The organism is Clostridia bacterium (assembly GCA_024653205.1).
Classification (GTDB): Bacteria; Bacillota; DSM-521; order Neomoorellales; family SLTJ01; genus JANLFO01.
In genome coordinates, this window is sequence record JANLFO010000016.1 from 1 (window position 1) to 24,532 (window position 24,532).

General features: G+C 63.9%; 25 protein-coding genes, 2 rRNA genes and 1 other RNA gene. 26 read left to right on the forward strand and 2 right to left on the reverse strand.

Going from position 1 to position 24,532, the window contains the following annotated elements; genetic code table 11:
• Both NUV99_08535 and rrf read left to right on the forward strand, forming a co-directional pair.
• Positions 1–161: ribosomal RNA gene (locus tag NUV99_08535) — 23S ribosomal RNA — on the forward strand; the annotation flags it as partial.
• A gap of 30 nt (positions 162–191) precedes the next feature.
• Positions 192–307: ribosomal RNA gene (rrf, locus tag NUV99_08540) — 5S ribosomal RNA — on the forward strand.
• A 42-nt stretch (positions 308–349) separates the two neighbouring features.
• Here rrf and NUV99_08545 read toward each other — a convergent pair.
• Positions 350–955, reverse strand: coding sequence for a DedA family protein (locus tag NUV99_08545; GenBank protein ID MCR4420153.1), 606 nt, complete (start codon positions 953–955; stop codon positions 350–352).
• A gap of 254 nt (positions 956–1,209) precedes the next feature.
• On the opposite strand from NUV99_08545, the gene NUV99_08550 reads away from it, so the two are divergent.
• The 23 genes from NUV99_08550 (at position 1,210) to aspS (ending at position 23,563) form a co-directional block, all read left to right on the forward strand.
• A complete protein-coding gene (locus tag NUV99_08550; GenBank protein ID MCR4420154.1) occupies positions 1,210–1,728 on the forward strand; it encodes a cysteine hydrolase in 519 nt (172 codons plus the stop codon).
• A gap of 53 nt (positions 1,729–1,781) precedes the next feature.
• Positions 1,782–2,204 carry a DUF3842 family protein gene (locus tag NUV99_08555; protein ID MCR4420155.1) on the forward strand — a complete coding sequence of 141 codons (423 nt, stop codon included), beginning with the start codon at positions 1,782–1,784 and terminating at the stop codon, positions 2,202–2,204.
• Between the two features lie 4 nt (positions 2,205–2,208).
• Positions 2,209–2,403: a CooT family nickel-binding protein gene (locus NUV99_08560; GenBank protein ID MCR4420156.1), complete on the forward strand. Its 195-nt coding sequence runs from the start codon at positions 2,209–2,211 to the stop codon at positions 2,401–2,403.
• Between the two features lie 31 nt (positions 2,404–2,434).
• Positions 2,435–3,214 carry a YebC/PmpR family DNA-binding transcriptional regulator gene (locus tag NUV99_08565; protein MCR4420157.1) on the forward strand — a complete coding sequence of 260 codons (780 nt, stop codon included), beginning with the start codon at positions 2,435–2,437 and terminating at the stop codon, positions 3,212–3,214.
• 18 nt (positions 3,215–3,232) lie between these two features.
• Positions 3,233–3,730, forward strand: a complete 498-nt coding sequence (ruvC, locus tag NUV99_08570) for a crossover junction endodeoxyribonuclease RuvC (GenBank protein ID MCR4420158.1) — start codon at positions 3,233–3,235, stop codon at positions 3,728–3,730.
• Positions 3,727–4,320 (forward strand): Holliday junction branch migration protein RuvA, encoded by a 594-nt coding sequence (gene ruvA, locus NUV99_08575; protein ID MCR4420159.1) that lies wholly within the window; start codon positions 3,727–3,729, stop codon positions 4,318–4,320. The genes ruvC and ruvA overlap by 4 nt, the downstream gene beginning before the upstream one ends.
• Positions 4,321–4,360: 40 nt before the next feature.
• On the forward strand, positions 4,361–5,386 hold the full coding sequence (gene ruvB / locus NUV99_08580) for a Holliday junction branch migration DNA helicase RuvB (protein MCR4420160.1): 1,026 nt from the start codon (positions 4,361–4,363) through the stop codon (positions 5,384–5,386).
• Between the two features lie 161 nt (positions 5,387–5,547).
• The gene (locus NUV99_08585; GenBank protein MCR4420161.1) at positions 5,548–5,772 is read left to right on the forward strand and encodes a DUF2905 domain-containing protein; all 225 of its coding nucleotides are present in this window, start codon (positions 5,548–5,550) and stop codon (positions 5,770–5,772) included.
• Between the two features lie 37 nt (positions 5,773–5,809).
• Positions 5,810–7,249: a SpoIID/LytB domain-containing protein gene (locus NUV99_08590; protein ID MCR4420162.1), complete on the forward strand. Its 1,440-nt coding sequence runs from the start codon at positions 5,810–5,812 to the stop codon at positions 7,247–7,249.
• 39 nt (positions 7,250–7,288) lie between these two features.
• Positions 7,289–8,305, forward strand: coding sequence for a tRNA preQ1(34) S-adenosylmethionine ribosyltransferase-isomerase QueA (gene queA / locus NUV99_08595; protein ID MCR4420163.1), 1,017 nt, complete (start codon positions 7,289–7,291; stop codon positions 8,303–8,305).
• A 12-nt stretch (positions 8,306–8,317) separates the two neighbouring features.
• A complete protein-coding gene (gene tgt / locus NUV99_08600; protein ID MCR4420164.1) occupies positions 8,318–9,451 on the forward strand; it encodes a tRNA guanosine(34) transglycosylase Tgt in 1,134 nt (377 codons plus the stop codon).
• A gap of 53 nt (positions 9,452–9,504) precedes the next feature.
• Entirely contained in the window at positions 9,505–9,777 is a 273-nt protein-coding gene (gene yajC / locus NUV99_08605; protein MCR4420165.1) for a preprotein translocase subunit YajC, read from the forward strand.
• On the forward strand, positions 9,774–10,454 hold the full coding sequence (locus NUV99_08610; protein MCR4420166.1) for an HD domain-containing protein: 681 nt from the start codon (positions 9,774–9,776) through the stop codon (positions 10,452–10,454). The genes yajC and NUV99_08610 overlap by 4 nt, the downstream gene beginning before the upstream one ends.
• Before the next feature lie 59 nt (positions 10,455–10,513).
• Positions 10,514–11,785 carry a protein translocase subunit SecD gene (gene secD, locus NUV99_08615; protein MCR4420167.1) on the forward strand — a complete coding sequence of 424 codons (1,272 nt, stop codon included), beginning with the start codon at positions 10,514–10,516 and terminating at the stop codon, positions 11,783–11,785.
• A complete protein-coding gene (secF, locus tag NUV99_08620; protein MCR4420168.1) occupies positions 11,782–12,690 on the forward strand; it encodes a protein translocase subunit SecF in 909 nt (302 codons plus the stop codon). Before secD ends, secF begins: the two co-directional genes overlap by 4 nt.
• Positions 12,691–12,705: 15 nt before the next feature.
• Positions 12,706–13,128 carry a hypothetical protein gene (locus NUV99_08625; protein ID MCR4420169.1) on the forward strand — a complete coding sequence of 141 codons (423 nt, stop codon included), beginning with the start codon at positions 12,706–12,708 and terminating at the stop codon, positions 13,126–13,128.
• Positions 13,129–13,134: 6 nt separating this feature from the next.
• Positions 13,135–14,523, forward strand: a complete 1,389-nt coding sequence (locus NUV99_08630; protein MCR4420170.1) for a CCA tRNA nucleotidyltransferase — start codon at positions 13,135–13,137, stop codon at positions 14,521–14,523.
• Between the two features lie 6 nt (positions 14,524–14,529).
• On the forward strand, positions 14,530–14,883 hold the full coding sequence (locus NUV99_08635; GenBank protein ID MCR4420171.1) for a LapA family protein: 354 nt from the start codon (positions 14,530–14,532) through the stop codon (positions 14,881–14,883).
• A 212-nt stretch (positions 14,884–15,095) separates the two neighbouring features.
• The gene (recJ, locus tag NUV99_08640; GenBank protein ID MCR4420172.1) at positions 15,096–17,810 is read left to right on the forward strand and encodes a single-stranded-DNA-specific exonuclease RecJ; all 2,715 of its coding nucleotides are present in this window, start codon (positions 15,096–15,098) and stop codon (positions 17,808–17,810) included.
• Positions 17,811–17,845: 35 nt separating this feature from the next.
• Positions 17,846–19,999, forward strand: a complete 2,154-nt coding sequence (locus NUV99_08645; GenBank protein MCR4420173.1) for a bifunctional (p)ppGpp synthetase/guanosine-3',5'-bis(diphosphate) 3'-pyrophosphohydrolase — start codon at positions 17,846–17,848, stop codon at positions 19,997–19,999.
• Positions 20,000–20,013: 14 nt separating this feature from the next.
• Positions 20,014–20,463: a D-aminoacyl-tRNA deacylase gene (gene dtd / locus NUV99_08650; GenBank protein MCR4420174.1), complete on the forward strand. Its 450-nt coding sequence runs from the start codon at positions 20,014–20,016 to the stop codon at positions 20,461–20,463.
• A 19-nt stretch (positions 20,464–20,482) separates the two neighbouring features.
• A complete protein-coding gene (gene hisS, locus NUV99_08655) occupies positions 20,483–21,757 on the forward strand; it encodes a histidine--tRNA ligase (GenBank protein MCR4420175.1) in 1,275 nt (424 codons plus the stop codon).
• Positions 21,758–21,775: 18 nt separating this feature from the next.
• A complete protein-coding gene (aspS, locus tag NUV99_08660) occupies positions 21,776–23,563 on the forward strand; it encodes an aspartate--tRNA ligase (GenBank protein ID MCR4420176.1) in 1,788 nt (595 codons plus the stop codon).
• A 19-nt stretch (positions 23,564–23,582) separates the two neighbouring features.
• Here the strand turns inward: aspS and NUV99_08665 are convergent, their stop codons facing one another.
• A complete protein-coding gene (locus tag NUV99_08665) occupies positions 23,583–23,987 on the reverse strand; it encodes a hypothetical protein (protein ID MCR4420177.1) in 405 nt (134 codons plus the stop codon).
• A 353-nt stretch (positions 23,988–24,340) separates the two neighbouring features.
• Here NUV99_08665 and ssrS point away from each other — a divergent pair.
• A non-coding RNA gene (ssrS, locus tag NUV99_08670) (6S RNA) lies at positions 24,341–24,522 on the forward strand.
• Positions 24,523–24,532: the final 10 nt, after the last annotated feature.

The window sequence follows — 24,532 nt, forward strand, 5'->3', positions numbered from 1 at the left end:
AGCGCTGAAGGCATCTAAGCGCGAAGCCCACCCCAAGATGAGGTTTCCCGCCGGGAAAACCGGGTAAGACCCCTGGGAGAAGACCAGGTAGATAGGCCGGGAGTGCAAGGGGGGCAACCTCTTGAGCGGACCGGTACTAATGGGTCGAGGGCTTGCGACGTGCGCTTGTGCAGTTTTGAGGGAACCGGCTTTCTGGTGGTCATAGCGGAGGGGAAACACCCGTTCCCATTCCGAACACGGAAGTTAAGCCCTCCAGCGCCGATGGTACTGGGGATCTAGCCCCCGGGAGAGCAGGTCGCCGCCAGAAAGCTAAGCCTCAAACCCCGGTGTATTACCGGGGCTTAACTTTTTAATGCGGTCGCCGGCGCCTTCGCGTGCAGAAAAAGCCCACCAGGAGCAAGGCCAGGACGATGATCATCACCAGCTGATAATAGTCGGCCCAGGTGGCTACTTTCGCCCAGGCCGTTCCCAGGGCGGCGCCCAGGGTAACCAGGAGGAGGTTCCACAGCACCGTACCTGCCGCGGTGTAGATCACGAAGACGGGCATTCTCATTCGGGATAGCCCGGCGGGAATGGAGATAAGGCTCCGTACTATGGGGAACATGCGCCCGAAAAAGACGGCCCCGGAACCATAGCGTGAGAACCATTCCTCGGCCTTAAGAATATCCGTTTGCTTTACCCGGAGATAGGGCCCGTAACGCCCGACAAAGCGGTAAAGGCGCTCGCGACCCCAAACGGAACCGAGGCCGTAGAGTGCCAGGGCACCGAGTACCGAACCCAGGGTGGCGGAGGCCACGGCTCCCTGCAGGCTGAAGGTGCCTTCGGTAGTTAAGAAACCGGCGAAGGAAAGAACCACTTCGGAGGGAATAGGGGGAAACACATTTTCCAGGAACATGGCAAAGATTATGCCCGGATAACCGAGCTGCTGGATTACCCGAAGCGCCCATTCGATCAAAATCCCGCAGAGCCCTCCTTCTCAGTTCCTGATTGACGCCGTGCCGGGCCCGTTTCCGGGCACGGTCGTCCCGATGGTCCGGTACCTTATCTTGCCTCTCCTCCATCTCTTTCGCCTTTTTAAGGAGCATACCTGCTGATACGGGCCGTTATCCCTTACCCTTCCTCTCCGCAAGGCGAAGTGAGCCACGGGGAGTGGCTGTGTTATAATTAATGCAAGAGGTAACTGGTAGACCTGCGCGGAGGGGGTACCAGGTGGCGTCGGTCCTAATAGTGGTGGATATGCTGCGCGATTTCGTAGAGCCCGGAGGCGCCCTGTACATCGGGGCGGCGGCGGAGAAGGTCAAGCCGCAGGTGAAGGCGGCACTGAAGGCAGCCCGCGACCAGGGTAGACCGGTGATCTACCTTTGCGACCGGCACCGGCCGAACGACTCCGAGTTTGTCATGTTTTCTCCGCACTGTCTGGAAGGGACCCCGGGGGCGGAGGTGGTACCGGAGCTGGCCCCATCTGCCGGAGAGATAATAATCCCCAAGCGGCGCTACAGCGGTTTCTTCGGCACCGACCTGGACGCTACCCTGCGGGAGAAGGGCGTGGGCGAGCTGTGGCTGTGCGGAGTGTGTACCAACATCTGCGTGCTCTACACGGCCGCCGATGCCCGCATGCGCGGTTACCGGGTAGTAATCCTGCGGGAGGCGGTGGCCTCCTTTTCCGAGGCAGCCCATCGTTTTGCGCTGGAAGAAATGGAGAGGACCTTGGGCTGCGAGGTCCGCTAGAGGGGCAGGAGAAGAAAGCGATTGGGGCGAATACTCGGCGGTGGGGGGAGCAAATGCGGATTGCGGTAATCGACGGGCAGGGCGGGGGTATAGGCCGACACCTCACCGAGCGGATCCGTAAGGAGCTGGGGGAAGAGGTGGAAATCCTGGCCCTGGGCACCAATTCTCTGGCCACCTCCGCCATGTTAAAGGCCGGCGCCAACGAAGGCGCCACCGGAGAAAACGCGGTAGTACAAAACGCCTGCCGGGTAGATGTAATCGTAGGCTCGCTGGCCGTGGTTCTGGCCAATTCGATGCTGGGCGAACTCACGCCGGCCATGGCCGCGGCGGTAGCCTCCAGCCCGGCGCGCAAACTGCTCCTGCCTCTTAACCGTGCCGGGGTGGAGGTGGTAGGGGCGGTGGCGGAGCCCCTGCCCCACCAGGTGGAGCGACTGGTGCAGAGGCTGAAGGCTATACAGCTGGAGAAGGAGGGTTAGTCGGATGTGTGAGGCCAATGCTTACTTGCTTCGGGGCGGCAAAGAAGAATTGTTGCTGGAGAGTGTGGACCGGGTTATTCCGCAGGAAGAGGGCATCCTGCTGGAGGATATTTTCGGTCGGCGGAAGCTGATCAAGGCGCGGATCAAGGAAATGGCTCTGGTGGACCACAAGATCTTCTTGGAGCCCCTGGAGGACTAGTCAGGATCCGCAGGAAAGCGGGTGGTGTAGAGTGTCCGGTCATTCCAAGTGGGCCAACATAAAGCACCGCAAAGCCCGGGTAGACGCCCAAAAGGGCAAATTGTTTACCAGGCTGGGCCGGGAGTTGATCGTTGCCGCCCGCCTCGGCGGAGGTGACCCCGAGGCCAATCCCCGCCTCAAGCTGGCCATTCAGCGGGCCCGAGAGGCCAATATGCCCATGGAAAACATCCAGCGGGCCATACAGAAGGGTACGGGAGAGATCGCCGGCGAAACCTACGAGGAAGTGGTTTACGAGGGTTACGGGCCCGGCGGTGTGGCCATAATGCTCAGCCTGGCCACCGACAACCGCAACCGCACGGCTTCGGAGATCCGCCACCTTTTCTCCAGGTACGGGGGCAACCTGGGCGAATCCGGCTGCGTGGCCTGGATGTTCGAGAGCCGGGGACTTATCACCGTGGAACTGGAAGATGTTTCCCAGACGGCGGACGACATCATGCTCTGGGCCATTGAGGCCGGCGCAGAGGACGTTAACCTGCGCGAGGAGGACAACTTCATCGAAATCGTCACCGAGCCGGGCCAGCTGGAGCAGGTCAGGAAGGCGCTGGAGGGCAGAAGGGTTGCCGTGGCTTCGGCGGAAGTAACCATGTTGCCCAAGACCACGGTGAGCATCTCCGATCCGGAACTGGCGCGTCGAGTGTTGCGCCTGGTGGACGTTTTGGAAGACCACGATGACGTGCAGGCGGTCTACGCCAACTTCGATATCCCGGCCAGCCTGATGCGGGAGTTGGAAGAGGGAGCGGCCGCCAGTTGAGGGCGGGGTGAAAGCCGGGTGCTGGTGATGGGCGTGGATCCGGGGCTGGCCCGGACCGGGTACGGGCTGATCCGGCGGGTCGGGCGGGACCTGGTGCCCGTGGCGTGGGGATGTATCGAAACACCGGCGGGAGAACCGCTACCCGGCCGGCTGCTCATGCTGCACCGGCAGCTAGGCGAATTGTTCGGCCGTCATCACCCCGACTGCCTGGCCCTGGAGCAGATATTTTTCAACCGCAACGCGCGCACGGCCATAGAAGTCGGCCAGGCGCGGGGCGTGGTGCTCCTGGCTGCCGCCGAGGCGGCCGTACCGGTGGAGGAGTACAATCCCCTTACGGTGAAACAGGCGGTCACCGGTTACGGCGGGGCGGAGAAGCAGCAGGTTCAGAAAATGGTCCACATGTTGCTGGAGCTGCCGGTCCGGCCCGAGCCGGACGACGTTGCCGACGCCCTGGCGGTGGCCATCTGCTGTCTGGAGAGGTGGTACCTGGAAAGGAGGACGGTAGCGCCGCCGTGATTGCCTTCCTGCGGGGAACCCTGGTGAGCGCCGGACCGGCGGTGGTCCTGGAGGTCGGCGGCATAGGTTTCCTGGTGCAAGTTCCGGCCAGAACCGCGGAAATGCTTCCGCCCCCGGGCTCGCCGGTAATGCTGTATACCTGGCTGCAGGTGCGGGAGGACGGTGTGAACCTGTACGGGTTCTCCGAGGCTGAGGAGCGCGATCTTTTCGTCCGTCTGGTGGGTGTAAACGGCCTGGGGCCCAAAGGCGCACTGGGCCTTCTCTCTGTCTACGGAGGGAAGCGGCTGGTGGAAATCATAGGCCGGGGAGATACTGCCGCCCTGACCCGGGTTCCCGGCATAGGGCCTAAGCTGGCCCAGCGCGTAGTACTGGAGCTGAAGGATCGCCTGACGCGCAGGTGCCCGGCGGCCCAGACAGTTCCGTCGGGGGAAGCCGACGAAGTGCTGAACGCCCTGACCGTCCTTGGCTACGTGGCTGCGGAAGTTGAGCCCCTGGTGAGGGAGGCCCGAAGGACCCTGGGCGAGGAAAGTGCGGTCGAGGAGTTGCTGGCCTATTGTCTGAAACGTCTTGATCCCAGTCGGGCGCCGTAGGCGCGGAGCCGGGGCGAGGAGGGCGAAGGGGGCAAGAGCAGTGCAGAGGTGGCTGAGCGGCCGGGCCGCAGGAGAAGAGGAGCAGCAGTTCGAGCTGACGTTGAGACCTCGCACCCTGGCAGAGTACGTAGGTCAGGAGGAGGTCAAGGAGAGCCTCGGTATTTTCATCCAGGCGGCCCGGAGCCGCCGTGAGCCCCTTGACCACGTCCTGCTCTACGGCCCGCCGGGCCTGGGCAAGACTACGCTGGCCATGGTGATCGCCAACGAACTGGGCGTGCAGATCCGCATCAGTTCCGGACCGGCCATCGAGCGGCCGGGAGACCTGGCGGCCATCCTCACCAATCTTCAGCCGGGCGACGTGCTCTTCCTGGACGAAATCCACCGGCTGAGCCGGGTTGTGGAGGAGATCCTGTATCCGGCCATGGAAGACTATGCCCTGGACATCGTCTTGGGCAAGGGGCCGGGTGCCCGCTCGCTGCGGTTGAAGCTCGCCCCCTTTACCCTGATCGGGGCCACCACGCGGGCCGGGCTGGTGAGCTCGCCCCTGCGCAACCGTTTCGGCGTCACCCTGCGCCTCAACTTCTACCGGCAGGAGGAGTTGGCAGAGATCGTGCGGCGTTCTGCCCAAGTGCTGGGTATCGAGATCGACGCCGAAGGGGCAGAGGAAATTGCCCGCCGCTCCCGGGGGACGCCGCGAGTGGCCAACCGGCTCCTGAGGCGGGTGCGGGATTACGCCCAGGTGAGAGGCGACGGCCGCATCGATGCGCGGGTGGCCCGGGCGGCGCTGGAGCTGCTGCAGGTGGACGAGCAGGGCCTGGACGCGGCCGACCGGCAGATGCTGCTTACCCTGATCGACAAGTTCGCCGGCGGTCCGGTAGGGCTGGAAACCCTGGCGGCAAGCCTCAACGAGGAACCGGAGACGGTCGAAGACGTCTTGGAGCCTTACCTCATGCAGATCGGGTACCTCAAGCGGACGCCTCGCGGGCGGGTAGCCACGCCTCTGGCCTTCGCCCACCTGGGTCGCCCGGTCTTGGTCCAGGAGGTAATCGAGCTGGCCGACGATTAGCCGTCGGTCGCCGGGTGCCGTCCCGAGTCATCACCGGTTTGCCGGCAGCCCGGGTTTCTCCGAGTAACTGGTGGGTGCCGGGTACCGGACTCGGTGCGTCGCTGCCGCGCCAAGCCCCGCGTGAGAATGGGGCGACGAGTGAAGACGGCGAGGTGAGTTCGGTGGGAGAGTGGAGCTGGCTGGGACGAAGTCTGGTGATCATGGGGGCCCTGTTGATACTGGTGGGAGTGGTGCTGTGGGTGGGCCCCCGGCTGGGGCCTCTGGGGCGCCTGCCGGGAGACATCGTCTATCAGCGGGGCACTTTCACCTTTTACTTCCCCCTGGTAACCTGTCTATTGCTCAGCGTGGTGCTTACTTTCTTGCTCAACCTGCTGCTGCGGCGTTGAAGCTCCGGCTAGCGGTGAATCTGTGGGGGAGGGTGCCATGGGGAGGATCAAGCCGGTACTGGTCTTATTGTTTTTTTCCTGCTTTTTCCTGGTCACCGTTCCGGCCTGGGCCGGGGAAACCCTGCGCGTGGGTTTGGGAGTCGCACCCGCCCAAAGGGAGGTCGGGATTTACCGGGGCAGCTTCGAGGTGGTGGATATTGCCACCGGAGCCGTCCTGGTGGTGGCCGCGGCCGGTACCACCTGGACGGTGGGCACCGACCCCGTCGGGTTAGGCCTGAGTACCGGCGCCGGGCGGCAGCTGGGGCCGGTCGCCGGACCCTTGCTTTTCCGTCCCGTTGCTTCGGCTTCGGAAGCACCGCTTTTTTCCCTGAACGGTTGCCGGTACCGGGGTGCCCTGCGTCTGGAGAGAACGGCGGCCGGTATTCTGGCGGTAAATCTGGTGGATCTGGAGGAGTACCTGTACGGCGTTGTAGGCGAGGAAATGACCTACGGTGCTCCGTTGGAGGCCCTGAAGGCCCAGGCGGTGGCTTCGCGGAGCTACGCCCTGTTCCGCAAGGCCACCCAGGCGGCCCGGGCCTACGACGTGGGCACGGACCAACTCACCCAAAGGTACGTGGGCTACGAGGCAGAGGTCAAGTCCGGCTTTGCGCGGGTGAAGGCCGCGGTGGACGCCACCCGGGGGGAGGTCATGTACTACCGGGGCCAATTGGTACAGGCGTACTTCCACGCCAACGCCGGAGGTCATACCGAAGACAGCGAAAACGTGTGGCAAGGAGCCTTTCCCTACTTGCGCGGGGTGCCTTCGCCGTGGGATAGCTACGCCCTGGAGCGGGCACCGGACCCCTCCAGTTGGCCGGCGTACACCTACCAGTGGCAGAAGGTGCTCACCCGGGAGGAGCTTGCCGCCCGGCTGGCAGGCTGGAATGCCGCCCGGACGGATCGGCCCCAGGAGCAGATTCCGGTGGGGGAAGTGACGGAGATCCGGCTTTCTCGCCTGGGCAGCAACGGCGAACCCACTAAATCCGGGCGCGTTACTCAAGTACTCATAAGAGGTCGGGAAGGCGAGCGGGAAGTGCGGGGAGAAACGGCCCGCAGCCTGTTCGATCTGCGCAGTACCCTTTTTGACCTGCGGCCGGACTCCCGGGTATGTCTCTTGGCCGCCGGGGGCGCCGCCGAACGCCAGGAGGCAGAGGGCCTGCGGGCAGCCCATGCTCTGGGGACAAGCCCCGTCAACCCCGGAAGCAGCACCTACTGGGTAATGGGCGCAGGTGGAACCAGCCGGGAACTGCCCAAGATCTTCACCCGCCTGGAATTCACCGGACGGGGGCACGGACACGGGGTGGGCATGAGTCAGTGGGGAGCCCAGGGTATGGCGGCCGAGGGGCATGATTACCGGGATATACTGGAATACTACTTTAACCAAAACCGGAAGGACGGCAGCCTGGTCGTCGGCCCCTATCGCCCCCTTGGAGGGTAGAACCTTTCGCAGGTCGCAAGTGCGGAGGCAGCCACGGCGTTGGAAACCACTCTCTTTGATTACGCCCTACCGCCCGAACTCATCGCCCAGGAGCCGGTCGAACCCCGCGATGCCTCGCGCCTGCTGGTCCTGCACCGTTCCTCCGGCCGGATCGAGCACCGGCGCTTTCGCGAGCTTCCGGAGTACCTGCGCTCCGGGGACGTGCTGGTGGTAAACGAGACCAAGGTCATCCCCGCACGCCTGGTCGGCCGGCGGGAAGCCGGCGGCAGGGTAGAACTCCTGCTGCTCAGGCGCCGACGGGCGGGGTGCTGGGAGGTGCTGGCCAGACCGGCCCGCCGGGTCCGGAGCGGGGAGCGGTTGATCTTCGGCGAGGACCTGGAGGCACGGGTCGTAGAGGAGGGCGCGGAAGGCCGCCGGGTGGTGGAGTTCCCGGGAGGGGAGCAGGCGGAGGCGGTCTTGAAGCGTCTGGGCCAGACCCCACTGCCCCCTTACATTCGCCGTTCCTCTCCGCTGGAACGCTACCAAACGGTTTACGCCCGGGAAGAAGGTTCTGTAGCCGCTCCTACCGCCGGACTGCACTTCACGCCCGAGCTGTTGGAGGCGCTTCGTCGGCTGGGGGTAGAGGTGGTGCCGGTAGTGCTCCATGTGGGCCCGGCCACCTTCCGGCCGGTACGCACGGAAAAGGTGGAAGAGCACCGGCTGGAGCCGGAGTACTACCGGGTGTCGCCGGAGGCCGCGGCGAGGATCGAGCGGGCTTCCCGGCAGGGAGGACGGGTGGTGGCGGTAGGTACCACCGTGGTGCGGGCACTGGAGACGGTGGCGGCGCGCCACGGCCGCGTGGTCGCGGGCGAGGGCTGGGCGGACCTCTTTATCTATCCCGGACACTGCTTTCGCCGGGTTGACGCCCTGATCACCAACTTCCACCTCCCTCGGTCCAGCCTGCTCATGTTGGTCTGCGCTTTCGCCGGCCGGGAGCGGGTGCTGGCGGCCTACCGGTTGGCCGTAGAGCACCGATACCGCTTCTATTCCTTCGGCGATGCCATGCTCATATTGTGAAGAATATGGCTCATGAACGCGCCGGTACGTTTTGAAATACTTGCTACCTGCAGCGAGACCCGCGCCCGTCTGGGAAGGCTTCATACCCCGCACGGCGTGGTCGATACCCCGGCTTTCATGCCGGTGGGGACGCAGGCCACGGTCAAGGCCATGACCCCGGCGGAGCTGGAGGCCCTGGGGGCGCGGCTGCTCTTGAGCAACACCTATCACCTTTACCTGCGGCCGGGGCCCGAAGTGGTGGCCGACGCCGGGGGGCTGCACCGTTTCATGGGTTGGTCCCGGGCCCTGCTGACCGACAGTGGGGGCTTCCAGGTCTTCAGCCTGTCGGGCCTGCGCCGGGTAACCGACGAAGGCGTGGTCTTCCGCTCCCACCTCGACGGCTCCAGCCACTTCTTCACCCCGGAAAAAGCGGTGGAAGTCCAGATGCTTCTGGGGGCGGACATAGCCATGGCCTTCGACCAGTGCGTTCCCTATCCGGTGGAGCACGCCGAGGCCCAGGAGGCAGTTGAACGGACCACCGCCTGGGCGGCCCGCTGTCTGCGGGCGCATCGCCGCCGGGATCAGGCCTTGTTCGGCATCGTCCAGGGGGCCACCTACCCGGATCTCAGGCGCCGGAGCGCCGAGGAAATCGTGGGCCTGGATTTTCCCGGGTACGCCGTCGGCGGCCTGAGCGTGGGCGAGCCTAAACCCCTCATGTACGAGATCCTGGATCTTACCGTACCCCTGTTGCCGGCGGATCGACCGCGCTATCTCATGGGTGTAGGGAGCCCGGATTGCCTGGTGGAAGGCGTCGCCTTGGGCGTGGACCTCTTCGACTGTGTACTGCCCACCCGCATGGCCCGCAACGGTTCGGTGCTGACCCGGACGGGCAAGCTGGTGCTGCGAAACGCAGCCTATGCCCGCGACTATCGGCCTCTGGAAGAAGGGTGCGGCTGCTACGCCTGCCGGCATTTTTCCCGCGCCTACATCCGCCACCTCCTGAAGGCGGGGGAGATCCTGGGGGTCAGGCTGACCACCATTCACAACCTTTACTTTACGCTTACCCTCATGGAGCGGGCCCGGCGGGCAATCGCCGAGGGAACCTTTTCCCGATTCCTGAAGGAGTTTCGGCAAATGCATGCCCCGGAAGAGGGTTTGAAGGGATAGTGGCGAAAGCAAACTAGGTAGTAAGCAACTGGAAAGGTGGTGCAGGCTAGTTCATGAACAGTAGTTGGAACGTGGCCGTCCTCTATCTGGTGATCTTCTTTGTGATCATGTACCTGTTCATAATCCGGCCCCAGCAAGCGCAGCAGAAAAAACGGCAGGAGATGCTTTCCCGTCTTAAGGTCAACGACCACATCGTCACCGTGGGCGGCCTCCACGGGCGGATTACCAGGATCAAGGAGGACAGCCTTCTGGTACGCATCGCCGACAAGGTTGAGGTGGAGGTAGACAAGTCGGCGGTGGCGTATGTTCCCACCCGCGAGGAGTGAACGGATCTACGCAAACCGTAGTACGGCTGGAAGACGTTAAGCGGGATCCCGAGGTGGCAGTCTATATCGCCCGGAGCAACGAGTACCTGGGGGCCATAGGCTATACCGAGCACGGGCAGCGCCACGTTAACCTGGTGGCGCAGGTGGCGTACAACATCCTCACCCACCTCGGACATCCCAGGCGTACTGCCGAACTGGCGGCCATTGCCGGCTACCTCCACGACATCGGCAACGTGGTCGGCCGCCACAACCACGGCCAGGCCGGGGCCCTCATTGCCTACCAGATCCTCGGCCGGCTGGGCATGCCTCCGGAAGAAGTGGCCCAGGTGGTCGGCGCCGTCGGCAACCACGAAGAGGAGTACGGTCAGGCGGTCAACCCGGTAGCGGCCGCTCTCATCCTGGCCGACAAGTCGGACGTACACCGTTCCCGGGTTCGCAACCGGGATCCGGCAACCTTTGATCTGCACGACCGCGTGAATTATGCGGTGGAGCGTTCCTTCCTCCGGGTAGACGCCGAACGCAAGCGATTGACCATGGAGCTGACCATCGACACGGACATCAGTCCGGTCATGGACTACTTTGAGATCTTTCTCACCCGAATGCTCATGTGCCGCCGGGCGGCAGCCTTCCTGGGCTGTGCCTTCGGCATGGAGATAAATGGGGCCAGGTTCCTTTGACAGTACGGTTGACCGAGATTATAATGGTGCCAAAGTGCCGACCGGAGGAGCGATAGAACGTGGGTCAGCGCAGTTTTATCATTTTTTTGTTCTCGGCGGTAGCCATAGTAGTCGCGGGAGTATTGCTGCTCAGGCCTCTATTGGGAATGGTTACCTACGGCCTAGACCTCCAGGGTGGGGTGCACGTGGTGGCCCAGGCCCAGGGCAGGGAAGGTAAAGCGGTAACCGATGAGGACATGCGGCAGTTACAGTCGGTAATGCGTCAAAGGGTGGACGAACTGGGGGTCAGTGAGCCGGTTATCCAGCGGCAGGGAGCCGACCGGCTGATAATCGAGCTGGCGGGCGTGAAGGACCCGGACGATGCCGTGCGGCTTATCGGCAAGACCGCCATGCTACAGTTTAAGACGTACGACGGAAAGGTAGTGGTGACCGGTAGCGAGTTGAAAGATGCCCGGCCCAACCGGGATCCGGCCACCAACGAGCCGGTCGTGGAACTCGAGTTCAACTCCGAAGGGGCCCGGAAGTTCGGTGAGGTTACCAAACAACTGGTGGAACAGTATGGCGAAACCGACCCGCGGCGCTGCATTGCGGTATATCTGGACGAGGAGCTTCTGACCAATCCGGTGGTCAGAACCGCCATTACGGAAGGCAAGGCGGTAATAGAGGGCGGGTTTGCCACCTTCGACGAGGCTGCCGAACTGGCCGCCCTGCTGCGGGGCGGTGCCCTGCCGGTGAACGTGGAGATACTGGAGAAGCGGCTGGTAGGGCCCACGCTGGGGGAGGACTCCCTGGCCCGCAGCCGGGTAGCGGTAACGGTAGCGGTGATAGCCGTGCTGATTTTCATGATCCTGGTGTACCGCCTGCCGGGAGTGGTGGCCGACCTCTCCCTGGTGGTGTACGCGCTCTTGCTTCTGGCGGCTCTGGTCGGCATCGGCGCCGTACTCACCCTTCCCGGGATCGCCGGGGTACTGCTGTCCATGGGTATGGCGGTGGACGCCAACATCATTATCTACGAGCGCATCAAGGACGAGTTGCGGGCGGGCAAGACCCTGCGGGCGGCGGTGGAGGCCGGCTTCCGTCGGGCCTTTTGGACTATCTTTGACGCCAATTTAACCACCATCCTGGCCGCGGTGGTGCTTTACTATCTCGGCACGGGTTCTATTAGGGGTTTCGCCGTAACCCTTATTCTGGGTATTGCTGCCAGTTTCTTCACGGCGGTAGTGCTCACCCGGTGGCTGCTGCGGCAGCTGGTGCGGGTGGAGTTCCTACGCAGGCCGGGCTTCTACGGAGTAGCGGCGCGCACGCCGGCGGTTGGAGGGGGTAAGGCGTGAAGTTCCAGCTTGACTTCATGAAGTATCGTCGCGTGTATTACGCGGTCTCCCTGGCTTTGATCATAGTCGGTCTTATTTCAATGGCGGTGCGTGACTTTACTCAGGGTAGCGCCCTCAATCTGGGTATTGATTTCACCGGCGGAAACTTACTTCAGGTAGAGTTTAAACAGCCGGTGTCCATAGAGCAGGTTCGGCAGGTATTAGGAGAGACCAGCCTCCGTTCCTGCCGGGTACAGCAGGCAGAAGCCAATCAGTTCTTGCTGCGTACTCCGGAGCTGAGTGAGGCAGAGGGAGAAGCCTTGGTTAACACGCTACGACAGAAGCTGGGTGATCTCGAGGTACTGCGGAACGAGAAGGTGGGGGCAGTAATCGGGCGTGAACTCACTCTAAATGCTCTTTGGGCGCTGGTAATCGGCTGGGCACTCATGCTGGCCTACATTTCTGTCCGCTTCCAGTTCTACTTCGGCGTGGCCGCCCTGCTGGCCTTGGTTCACGACGTGCTGATAACCCTGGGTTTCTTCTCGCTCTTTCAGATCGAGGTAGACAGCGCCTTCGTGGCCGCGATCCTCACCCTGATCGGTTATTCCATCAACGATACCATCGTGATTTTCGACCGTATCCGGGAGAGTCTGCGGATAATGCGCAAGTCACCCCTCTCCGAAGTCATCAACTTCAGCATCAACGTGAGCCTGGTACGGACCATAACCACTGCGGCCACGGTAATAATCGTGCTGCTTTGCCTTCTGTTGCTCGGAGGACAGACCACCAAGACTTTCGCCCTGGCCTTGTTGGTGGGCACCATCACCGGGACTTATTCTTCGGATTGCATCGCCAGCCCCCTTTATTACGAGTTTCAGCAACGGTGGGGGCAGGGCCGGTCCGCGGCCCGTCCCGCCTATCGGTAGGGGGAACCGCGCGAGGTGCTGCTCAGGGCCTTTCTGGTATTCTGGTTCTGGATCGCACCTCTCCTGGCCCTGGCCGCCGGGTGGCCGGGACTGGCCGCCGTGATCACCGTTGACCTGGTGCTCGGGTGGCAGGGAGACATGGGGGCCGGAGAACTGCTGGTCATGGCCGGTACCGGCGCCGGCGCCACTGCCGCCTCCTGGGCCTTGGGGCGGAGGTATCCCTTGCGAGAACTGCTCGCCGCGGTCGGCATGGGCTTGGCCTTGGGCCTGGTTACCCGGCCCATTGTGGGCCTGCTGGGAGGCGGGGTACTGCCCTACCTGGAACTTTCGCGGCACCCGCGCCGCGTGCTGTTGCTTGCCTTCTCGGCCCCCCTGGTGCGGGTGCTGGCCGCCCTGGCTTTCGGGCTTTGGCTTTTGCTCGCCCTCTGGCAGGTTTGAGGTCTCATGCTTTGGATTCCCCCGGAAGTAAGATCGGCGGCGGGGATTCTCCGCGTCGCCGGCCGCCAGGCGTACCTGGTCGGCGGAGCCCTGCGGGACGGGCTGCTGGGTCTTTCTCCCAAGGACTGGGATCTGGCCACGGACGCCCCACCAAGCGAGGTTAGCGCGCTTTTTGCCGGGCGGGGCTACCGGGTGGTGCCCACCGGCTGGCGCTTCGGGACCGTGACCGTGGTGGTGGGGCAATTCTCTCTGGAGGTTACCACCTTTCGGGCCGAAGGGCGGTACAGCGACTACCGCCGGCCGGACTACGTGCGTTTCGGCTCCGATATCATACAGGACCTGGCCCGGCGCGACTTTACGGTCAATGCCCTGGCTCTGGACCTGGCTGCCGGACGCGTGGTGGACCCTTTCGGCGGCCGGAAGGACCTCCGGGCGGGGTTGATACGTACGGTGGGACGGCCGTCCGAGCGCTTCCGGGAAGACCCCCTGCGTATGCTCCGGGGCTTCCGGTTGGCGGCAGAACGCGGGCTGGTCCTGGAGGGAGCCACGCGGCTCTCGGCCGCCGTCCACGCCGAGCTGTTGCTCCGGGTGGCGCGCGAGCGGATTAGAGAGGAATTGGCGCGACTGCTGACCGGGCACTGGGCGGCGGCGGCCCTGGAGGACCTGGCCGCCACCGGCCTGCTTTTTGTATTGATCCCGGAACTATGGGAAAGCTGGGCCTTTCCTCAGCCTCACCGGGCGCACACGCGGAGCGTGTTGGACCACCTGCTGGAGACCGTTCGCTATACTCCGCCCCTTGCCCCCCTGCGCCTGGCCGCCCTGTTGCACGACGTGGCCAAGCCTCGCTGCTTTGCTTTGGGCCCCGACGGTTCGGCGCACTTCTTCGGGCACGATCGCCTGGGTGCCAGGCTGGCCTCAGAGATCTTGCAGCGCCTGCGCTGGGATCGCCGCACCTGCGAAACGGTCGCAGTACTGATACGTCACCACATGTTTCCTTTGGCCATGGGCGATAGGGGTATTCGGCGCCTGGTACTGAGGGTGGGTTCGGACAGGATGGAGGAGCTTTTGGCCTTGCGCCAGGCGGACGTTCTGGCTACCGGCGCCCAAGCCGCGCTGCAGGCCGAGGCGGCACTTGCTTCCTTTCGAACCCGCCTGAAGGGCATTATGGAGAGAGGAGAAGTCCTCGGTATCGGGGATCTGGCCGTAGACGGGCACGACGTAATGCGCATTGCCGGCCTGTCTCCGGGCCCGGAAGTGGGCCGGATTCTGCGTGCCCTCCACCAGGAGGTCGTGGCCGATCCCAGCCGCAACTCGCGTGCCTACCTGGAACCCCGCATTGCCGACCTTGCCGGAAGGAATTCCTTGCCTCCGGGCGAATATCCCAGCAGGGACTAGCAGGAGGTGAGGGTTGCCCGTCGGGGCAACGAACGGGACATGCAGTATTACCTGGTGGTAGTGCTGGCTTTCGCCCTTCTGGTGGCGGTTTTCGCCGTGCAGAACGCCGGCCCCGTAGCCGTACGTTTCCTGGGCTGGTATTCTCCCAGCCTTTCCCTGGCATTGCTCATCCTGGGCTCGTTTATCCTGGGAGCCCTGCTCACCCTGGTCCTGGGCCTGATAAGGCAGGCCTCGTTACGGCGTCAACTGCGCTACTACCAAAACCAGAACCGGCAACTGACCGAGGAGATCAACCGTATTCGTCAGGCGGCACTGGAGGATACCCAACCTCTGGGCGGTCGCGGCACTTCTCCGGAATAGGCCTTGCACCTGCGCGGCCCGGACCTGCGTGCTTGGCCTCGGCAGCCCGGCTCCCGGGGCTCAGGTTTTCCGTGTGTTCGTTTTCGCCGGACGGCCGGGACGTGCAGGCCAAGGCGAGGTAGCCGGGTCAAGACCGAAGCCGCCGGGCCCGGCGCTGATTCGGGCGGGGAACGGGGGGAAGAGGGTAGTTGGACCGCCAAGAGTGGCAGTTGATGCCGGCATGTCCCGAATTACGGGAAGAGCTGGCCCGTTGCCTGGGTATTTCCCCCCTGCTGGCCCAGCTTCTTATCAATCGGGGGCAAAGAGATCCGGAGGCGGCCCGCGTGTTTCTGGAGGGAAGCCTGGGTGACCTGAGCGATTCCCGGGAACTTCCGGGCATGCACCGGGCGGTAGCCGCAATGGCGCGGGCGATAGCCTCCGGTTGCCGGGTATTGGTCTACGGGGATTACGACGTAGACGGCGTTACCGCCACCGCCCTGCTACTCTCCTTTCTGCGGGAATTAGGCATCAGTGCCGGGTATTACCTGCCCGACCGCCTGAGCGAGGGTTACGGTTTGCATAAGGAGGCACTGGCCCGGGCCAAGGCCGAAGGTTACGAGTTGATAGTGACCGTGGACTGCGGCCTGGCAGGCTGGGAAGAGGTGGCCTGGGCCAGGGACAACGGCCTGAAGATGATCGTCACCGATCACCACCGGCTCCCTCCGGTACTTCCCCCGGCCGAGGCGGTGGTGTATCCGGGGGAGGGGCAGAGCCTGTCCGGGGTGGGCGTAGCCTTTCACCTGGCGAGGGCGTTGGCGCGCGAATTCGGTTGCCGTGGCCTTGAGGAGCAGTACCTGGATTTGGTGGCCCTGGGTACCGTGGCCGACGCCGTCCCCCTGATCGGGGATAACCGCATCTTTACGCGCCTGGGATTACCCAGGCTGGAAGAAACGGTGCGGCCGGGGCTCCGGGCCCTGTCCGCGGCAAGCGGGGTGGCCGGACGCCGGCTTGATCCCCGGGCGCTGAGTTTCACGCTGGTGCCCCGGCTCAACGCCCCGGGGCGCATGGGCAGGGCCGATCTGGCGCTGCGGCTGCTGCTGGCCACGGGTGCCCTGGAGGCCGAAGAATTGGTGCAGGCTCTGGAGCGCCTAAACCAGGAGCGTCAGGGCCTGGAGTTGCGGGTCCTGGTCGAGGCTCGAGAGCAGGCCAAGGAGCAACTCGCCCGTGGGCAGGGGGTCCTCATCCTGGCCTCCGAGGATTGGCATCCCGGGGTGCTGGGGATCGTGGCCGCCCGCCTGGCGGAGGAATGCCGGCGACCCGCCGTATTACTGGCGGTGGAAGGGGAGGAGGCTCGGGGATCGGGTCGCAGTCTACCGGGCCTCCCTCTATTTGATTTGCTGGCGTCTTGCCGCGATCTCTTTACGCGCTACGGCGGACACGATCGGGCCGTGGGGGTATCCCTCCCGGTTGCCCACCTGGAAGAGTTGCGCAGAAGGTTGGCGGGCATAAAGGTAGCCCCGGGAGGGCCGGCCGAGAAACCGGCGCTCCTGGTGGAGGCGGTGGTGGGACTGCGGGAGGTAGATGGCGATCTGGCGGAGGAACTCGCGCGGCTAGAGCCCTTCGGCGAAGGCAATCCCCGGCCGCTTCTTGTGGTTCACGGAGTGACCGTACCCAAGGCCAGGGCGGTGGGCCGCGAGGGTGAGCACCTGCGTCTGGTCGTGGAGCAGGAAGGGGAACGCCGTCCGGCCATCGGTTTCGGCATGGGCGGAGCGGTAGGCGAGGTATTGGGACGGTGCGTAGATCTGGCCTTTACCCCTATAGTGGATACCTACAACGGTGAACCCGAGGTAGTGCTGCAGCTGGTCGCCTGGCGGCGGGCAGCAACCAGGCTCGGCGGCACCACGGAGCCGCGGCCGTCTGGTTTGGAGCCGGAGGAGTTCTTCACCTTCTGGTCCGAGTTCGCCCGCCGGTTGCGGGCAGAGGGTGGCGGGCACGTGGTTGCGGTGACGGCGCCGGTTCTGGCCGCCTATCTGGTGCGGTGGCTCCGGGAGATCGGGGTGGAGGCGGTACCGGCTCCGGCCTACCTGCGTCGAGCGGAAGTAGAGAGGCTGCTGCACCGGCTTGAAGGGAAGGCGGGTTGGGTTTTGGTGGCCTCGGCGGGATTGCTGTGCCAGCACGCCGGTCTCCTGGGTTCGGCGTCCGAATCTACTTTGATTTTGCGGGTGGGCCGCGGGGAGAACGACGGTGGACGGACGGCGGCGTGGTCGGGCTCGGCGGTAGTCCGGGTGGTCGGATCCCCGGATTGGCCGGGTATTCCGGCCTACCGGTTGCCTGACGGCGACTTCCGGTCCTTGCTTTCCCCGGAGCGACCCTTGCTGATTTACGTTCGGGGATGGGAACGGGCGGAGGCGCTGGCCGCGCGCCTGAGCCGGGAGTGGGGCGATGCGGGGGAAATAGGGATCTACCACCAGCGCCTGCCGGAGGCGGCCAAACGTCGGGCCCGGGAAGCCTGGCAGGAGGGCCGGTGGCAAGTTCTGGTGGGCACTCCGGCGGCGGCGGTGATCGGAGGCCTGCGGCCGGGAAAGGCGGTACTCTTCCTCTACCCTCCTTTTTCCCGGGTGGAGTTCGGACTGTGCGCCCTGGGCGCCGCAGGCGCCTACCTGGGCTGGCCGCGGAAAGAAGAAGCGGTTAATCAACGCTTCCTGAGTTCGCTGTGGCCTCCGGCCGGGATGTGGAAAACTCTGGGCGGGCAGGGAGGGCCCCCGGACCTGCGGTCCTGGCCCCCTTCGCTGCTCCGGGTAGCCGCCGCCGTGGTCGAGGAACTCCAGGGACAGAGGGCGGTACTGACCGACTCCTGGCGCTACGCAGAGGCCAGGGCGGCCTGGAAATCCTGGCGAGAGTTCCTGAATTTCGCGCGCCGCTTGCCGTTGGCGCGCTCTGGAATATAATTTAATCTAGAAGGGCTTCGGCGGCGGTGAAACCCATGCGGATCGAAGAGCTGATCAAGAAGATACGTGCCTATCATCCCGAGGCGGACACGGAGCTGCTGCGCCATGCCCACTCTTTTGCCGCCCGGGCCCACAACGGTCAGAAGCGACGGTCCGGAGAAGAGTTCATCGTCCACCCGTTGGCGGTGGCCGGTATTCTGGCCGAGCTCCAGCTCGACGTGGTGACCATCGCCGCCGGGATACTTCACGACGTGGTGGAGGATACGCCGGTGACCCTCGAGGCGGTACGGGAAGAGTTCGGAACCGAGATCGCCTCCCTGGTAGACGGTGTTACCAAACTCACGCGCCTGGAATACCGGAGCAAGGAAGAGCAGCAGGCGGAGAACCTGCGGAAGATGTTCCTGGCCATGGCCAAGGACATCCGGGTAATCCTGATCAAGCTGGCGGACCGCCTGCACAACCTGCGTACCCTGGGGTATCAGCCTCCGGAGAAACAGCGGGAGGTCGCGCAAGAGACGGTGGAAATCTTTGCTCCCCTGGCGCACCGCCTGGGGATTTTTCGCCTCAAGTGGGAGATGGAGGACCTCTCGCTACGCTACCTGCACCCCGAGATCTACTACGATCTGGTGGAACAGATAGCGGTCAAGCGGCAGGAAAGGGACGCCTACCTTAAGGACCTCATAGCTACCCTGAAAGAAAGGCTTGAGGCCAGCAGTATTAAGGCCGACATCAGCGGCCGGCCCAAGCATTTTTACAGCATCTACAGCAAGATGCGCAAGAAGAACTGCAGCCTGAACGAGATCTACGACCTGATTGCCGTCCGGGTACTGGTGGAAACGGTTCGGGACTGCTACGCCGTGCTGGGAGTGGTCCACAGCCTGTGGAAGCCCATACCCGGCCGTTTCAAGGACTATATCGCCATGCCCAAACCGAACATGTACCAGTCTCTGCATACCACCGTACTGGGGCCCGACGGCCGGCCGTTCGAGATCCAAATCCGGACCTGGGATATGCACCGCACGGCGGAATACGGCATCGCCGCCCACTGGCGCTACAAGGAAGGCCGCAGCACTACGGACCGGGAGTTTGAGGAGAAGCTGTCCTGGCTGCGTGAGCTTCTAGAGTGGCAGCGGGAAATGCGTGACCCGCGGGAGTTCATGGAGACCCTCAAGATAGACCTTTTCGCCGACCGGGTCTACGTCTTCACTCCCAAGGGGGATGTGGTGGAGCTGCCGGCCGGGTCGGTGCCGATAGATTTTGCCTATCACGTGCACACTGCGGTGGGACACCAGTGCGTGGGCGCCAAGGTCAACGGCCGGATCGTACCCCTGGACTATCAGCTTCAGACCGGCGACATCGTGGAGATCCTTACCGCCAAGGGCGGCAAGCCCAGCCGGGACTGGCTGGCCATAGTCAAGACCTCCCAGGCCCGCAATCGCATCCGGCAGTGGTTCAAGAAGGAAGAGCGAGAGCAGAACAGCCTCCGGGGCCGGGAGCTTTTGGAGAAGGAAGCCCGCAAGCAGAACCTGCCGCTGGAAGTGCTCAAGGCGGACAATCTGGAGAAGGTTCTGGGCCGCTTCAATTTCCTCAGCGTGGAGGACCTCTACGCGGCGGTGGGGGACGGAGCGGTGAGCTCCGTCCAGGTTTTGGGCCGGCTCAAGGACGAACTCGATCTCCCCGCCGAGACGGAGCCCGTACCGCTCATCGTTCCTCTTCCCCGGCGGCGCCGTTCCACCTCGGGAGTGAGGGTGCCCAACGTGGGCAGCGTGGAGGTCCGTCTGGCCCATTGCTGTCATCCGCTTCCGGGGGATGCCATCCGCGGGTACGTGACCCGCGGGCGGGGGGTTTCCGTACACCGGGCCGACTGCCCCAATCTCCAGTACCACCAGGGCTCGGAGCCGGAGCGCATAATCGACGTAACCTGGGAGGACAATGCCGAGTCCGTCTACGAGGTGCAGATCGCCGCTCTGGCTGTGGACAGGCCGCGGCTCACCGCGGACATCATGACCGCCATTGCCGATACCAAGACCATAGTCAATGCGGTGCACGCCCGGGCCACGAAGAACAACCTGGCCACGGTGGACCTCAAGATAGAAATCTCCAATCTGGACCAGCTTCAGTCCATCATGGATAAGGTGCGGCGCATTCGGGATGTACTGGAGGTAAGGCGGGTCACCCCTACTTCTTAAGACGAGGTGATCCTGTGCGGGCGGTAGTTCAGCGGGTGAACAGCGCCCGGGTGCTGGTGGACGGAGCCGAAGTGGGGAGTATCGGGCCGGGCCTGGTAGTCTTGCTGGGAGTGGGGCAGGAGGACAAGGCCGAAGACGCGCGGTATTTGGCCGAGAAGGTGGCCCACCTCCGGATATTTCCCGACGCCGAAGGCAAGATGAATCGATCTCTTATTGAAATAGGCGGGGAAGCCCTGGTCGTTTCCCAGTTTACCCTCTACGGTGACTGCCGCAAGGGACGGCGGCCTAATTTTACCTCGGCTGCTCCTCCTGAGAAGGCTTATCCCCTCTACGAACTTATGGTAGAATATCTGCGTGGCTTCGGCCTGAAGGTGGCCACAGGCCGTTTTGCCGCCGACATGCTGGTGGAGATCCACAACCAGGGGCCGGTGACCCTCCTGCTGGACAGTCGCCGGCTTTTCTAGGACGGGATGGAGAGCCTATATGGAACCGCTGACCACCCGGCCGCGCGGCACCGAAGACGTCCTGGGTCCGGTGGCCCAAGCGTGGCAGTACCTCGAGCAAACCGCCCGCCGGTTGGCGGGCCGCTACGGATACGAAGAGATCCGCACCCCGGTCTTCGAACACACGGAGCTGTTCGTACGCAGCGCGGGCGATACCAGCGACATCGTGAGCAAGGAAATGTATACCTTTAACGATCGGGGCGGCCGCAGCCTTACCCTGCGTCCGGAGGGTACCGCGCCGGTGGTAAGGGCCTTCTTAGAGAACCGGCTTTACGCCGGTTCTCTTCCGGTGAAGCTCTACTACCTGGGGCCCATGTTCCGGTACGGTCGGCCCCAGGCGGGCAGGCTGCGGCAGTTTCACCAATTCGGGGTGGAGTTCCTGGGTTCCGGGGAGCCGGCGGCGGACGCCGAGGTCATCGCCCTCTCCCTGGAGTTCTGCCGGGAGCTGGGGTTAGAGGGGGTAGAACTGCACCTCAATTCCGTTGGCTGTCCCCGGTGCCGGCCGCCCTATCGGGAGGCCCTTCTGGCTTACTTGGGCCCCCGGCAGGAGGAATTGTGCGGGGACTGCCTTGATCGTTACGTTCGTAATCCCCTCCGGGTGTTTGACTGCAAGCAGCCCGGCTGCCGGGAGGTACTGCGGGAAGCCCCCCTGATTACTTCCTACCTCTGTGCGGACTGTGCCCGGCATTGGGCAACGGTGAAGACCTACCTCGAGCGCCTGGGTTTCGCGTACCGGGAAGATGCCTACCTGGTGCGCGGGCTGGATTACTATACGCGTACTGCCTTTGAGCTTACCGCCGCGGGAATAGGGGCCCAGAACTCCATCGGCGGCGGGGGCCGCTACGACGGACTGGTAGAAGCCTGCGGAGGGCCTGCGGTTCCGGCAGTGGGGTTCGCCCTGGGCATGGAGCGGGTACTGCTGGCACTGGAGGCCCAGGGCCGGAAACCCGGTGAAGGGATGGAATTCAGGGTCTTCGTAGCCGTGACCGAAGGAGTGGACCGGGCCGAGGCGGCGGAAGTAGTATTGAGACTCCGCCGGGCGGGGTACACCACCGAGCAGGACTATCTCGAGCGCAGCCTCAAGGCCCAGATGAAGCACGCCGCCCGCTGGCGCGCCGCCGTGACCCTTATCCTGGGCCCGGAAGAGTTGCGTGAGGGCAAGGTCACCCTCAGGGTCATGGACGGTGGCCTTCAGGAAAAAGTAGCCCTGGTCGACCTGGAAACGGCGCTGGAGCAATTCCGGAGTACACCTTGAGGAGGTAGTATGGTTCCCGTGCCTCTGACATTGTTGGGTTTGGACGAACATTGGCGACGCACCTGCTACTGCGGCGAGCTGCGGTCGGAGCACGCGGGTACAACGGTCACGGTCATGGGTTGGGTAAACCGCACCCGGGACCACGGCGGTCTCATTTTTGTCGACTTGCGCGATCGGACGGGCGTGTTGCAGGTGGTGTTCAGTCCGGATCAGAATCCGGAGACCTTCCGGACGGCGGAGCGGCTGCGGCCGGAGTACGTGCTAGCCGTGCGGGGAAGAGTGCGGATGCGGCCTCCGGGAACGGCCAACCCCAATCTGGCCACCGGCGAGGTGGAGCTGGAAGCCGAGGAACTGGCCCTGCTCAATCCCTCGCGCACTCCGCCCCTGCCCGTCAACGAGCCTCAGGAAGTGGACGAGATCGTGCGGTTGCGTTATCGCTACCTGGACCTGCGCCGTCCCGACCGCCTGGCCAATCTTCGGCTGCGCTACCAGGCGACCCGTTCCATACGTACCTTCCTGGATCGCCGGGGCTTTTGGGAAATAGAAACGCCGGTGCTTACCAAGAGCACCCCCGAAGGGGCACGGGACTTCCTGGTGCCCAGCCGGCTTCATCCCGGCGCGTTCTACGCCCTGCCCCAGTCTCCCCAGCTCTTCAAGCAGCTCTTGATGGTGGCGGGTATCGACCGCTACTTCCAGATCGCCCGGTGCTTTCGCGACGAGGACCTGCGCGCCGATCGCCAGCCGGAGTTCACCCAGCTGGATCTGGAAATGTCCTTTGTGAGCCGTGAAGAGATTCTGGAGCTGGTGGAAGAGTTGGTGGCGGCGGTGTCGGAGGAGGTCGCGGGCATCCGTTTGCCGCGGCCGTTTCCCCGCCTTACCTTTCAGGAGGCCATGGAGCGCTACGGGTCCGACCGGCCGGACCTGCGGTTCGGGTTGGAGCTGAAGGATGTATCACCGGTACTCGGGACCTGCGAGTTCCGGGTATTTCGCGAGGTGCTGGCCGGGGGCGGGAAGGTGATCGGTCTGCGGGTGCCCGGAAAGGCCGGCCTCAGCCGCCGCGAACTGGACGAACTCGCCGGTCAGGCGCAGGCCTTCGGTGCCCGGGGGCTGGTATGGCTGGCCCTAACCGGCGAAGGCGTGCGTTCCCCGGCGGCCAAGTTCTTGAAGCCCGAAGAACTCGACGGACTTTTCACCGTCCTGGAAGCCGGTTCCGGCGACCTTGTGCTCCTGGTGGCCGGCCCCAAGGAAGAGGCCTGCAAGGTCATGGGGCTCCTCCGGGTCCATTTGGGCCAGTGGCTGAACCTGGTGGAACCCGACCGCTGGGCTCCGGTGTGGGTAACCGATTTTCCCCTCCTGGAATTCAACGCCGAGGAGCAGCGCTGGGAGGCGGTGCACCACCCGTTTACCGCGCCTCGGCCGGAAGACCTTGAACTATTGGACACCGACCCCGGCAGGGTGCGGGCCTTGTCCTTCGACCTGGTGCTCAACGGTTTGGAACTGGGCGGGGGTAGCATCCGCAACCACCGGCGCGACGTACAGGAGAAGCTGTTCTCCCTCATTCGCCTTTCTCCTGAAGAGGCCCAGGCCCAGTTCGGTTTTCTGCTGGAGGCCTTGGAGTACGGGGCTCCGCCTCACGGCGGCCTGGCCCTGGGGTTGGATCGCTGGGTGATGTTCTTGGCGGGGGAGGAAAGCATCCGGGAGGTCATCGCTTTCCCCAAGACCCAGAGCGCCACCTGCCCCCTTACCGGCGCACCGGATGCCGTAAGTCCCCGCCAGTTGAAGGAGTTGCACCTCCGTCTCGGTTAGCCCGGGCGCTTAAGTGGCGTTAGCGTTCTTGGCCCGCCCGGCGCCGGCGGCGCGAAATTGCCTGGTGGCGCTGGCGGAGGTCTACCATCAGCGCCCTTTCATTTTCGTCCCAGTAGGCCGAATAGCGCGTTCCGAGCCCGGAAGAGAGCTCGGGTTTGCGCGAGAAGAGGAAGCGCAAGAACTCCCGGGTGGCCAGCCGCACCGAACCGTTGCGCTCCTTGGGAGCGAAGGGAACGGCCAGAGTCGGGTCGCCACCTTCGTCCGCAGGCTTAACCACGATTATCTCTCTTTCCGGGTCAAAGCCGAGCATCACCAGTTCGGGTTTAGACAGCGCCGCTACGGCCGCCTGATTAAACACAAGGCCGTACTGGGTTATCGACACCATTGGCAGCCTGGCCCGGGGATTGAACCATTCTATTGCCATCACAGACCACCTCCATGGGAAGTATATGGTACGCATCTCCGCGCTGTCAATTAGCCACGATGATAAACCATCCTTTCAACATAGTATTGAATGCGCAACCTTCATAATGACCGGCGGCGGACTTGTTAGCACAAGTCTCCCCACCGGCGTCGCCGTTTGGCCGGGCTTGCGGTAGGCAACGGCACGCCTTGGATGCTCCGCACGGCCGGTGAAAGCGGGGCTGCCCCCTTGTTCGACCGGCAGACAATACTCCGCCTAAGGTATCCGGATGGAGAGCTTGAATCTTGCGGGTGGCCGGCTTGCAAAGGAACGCAAGCTGTGGTAACATAAAAACAAACGAGATAACTCAGCGGAGCACCCTGCGGTGTGCGAGGCCGTCGGCCAGTTTTGGGCCAACAGCAAGAAAAAGGGAGCCCGGCCTCTGGGTGTGGCGTGCAGGCCCCCTCGGCGGGGAAACATAAAGCATCCAGGAGGGCACCCACCTGCGAGAGCGGGTCTAGAAACTACGGCGGTCAACGGCACCAGTGGGGTGCTACTCTAGTTTC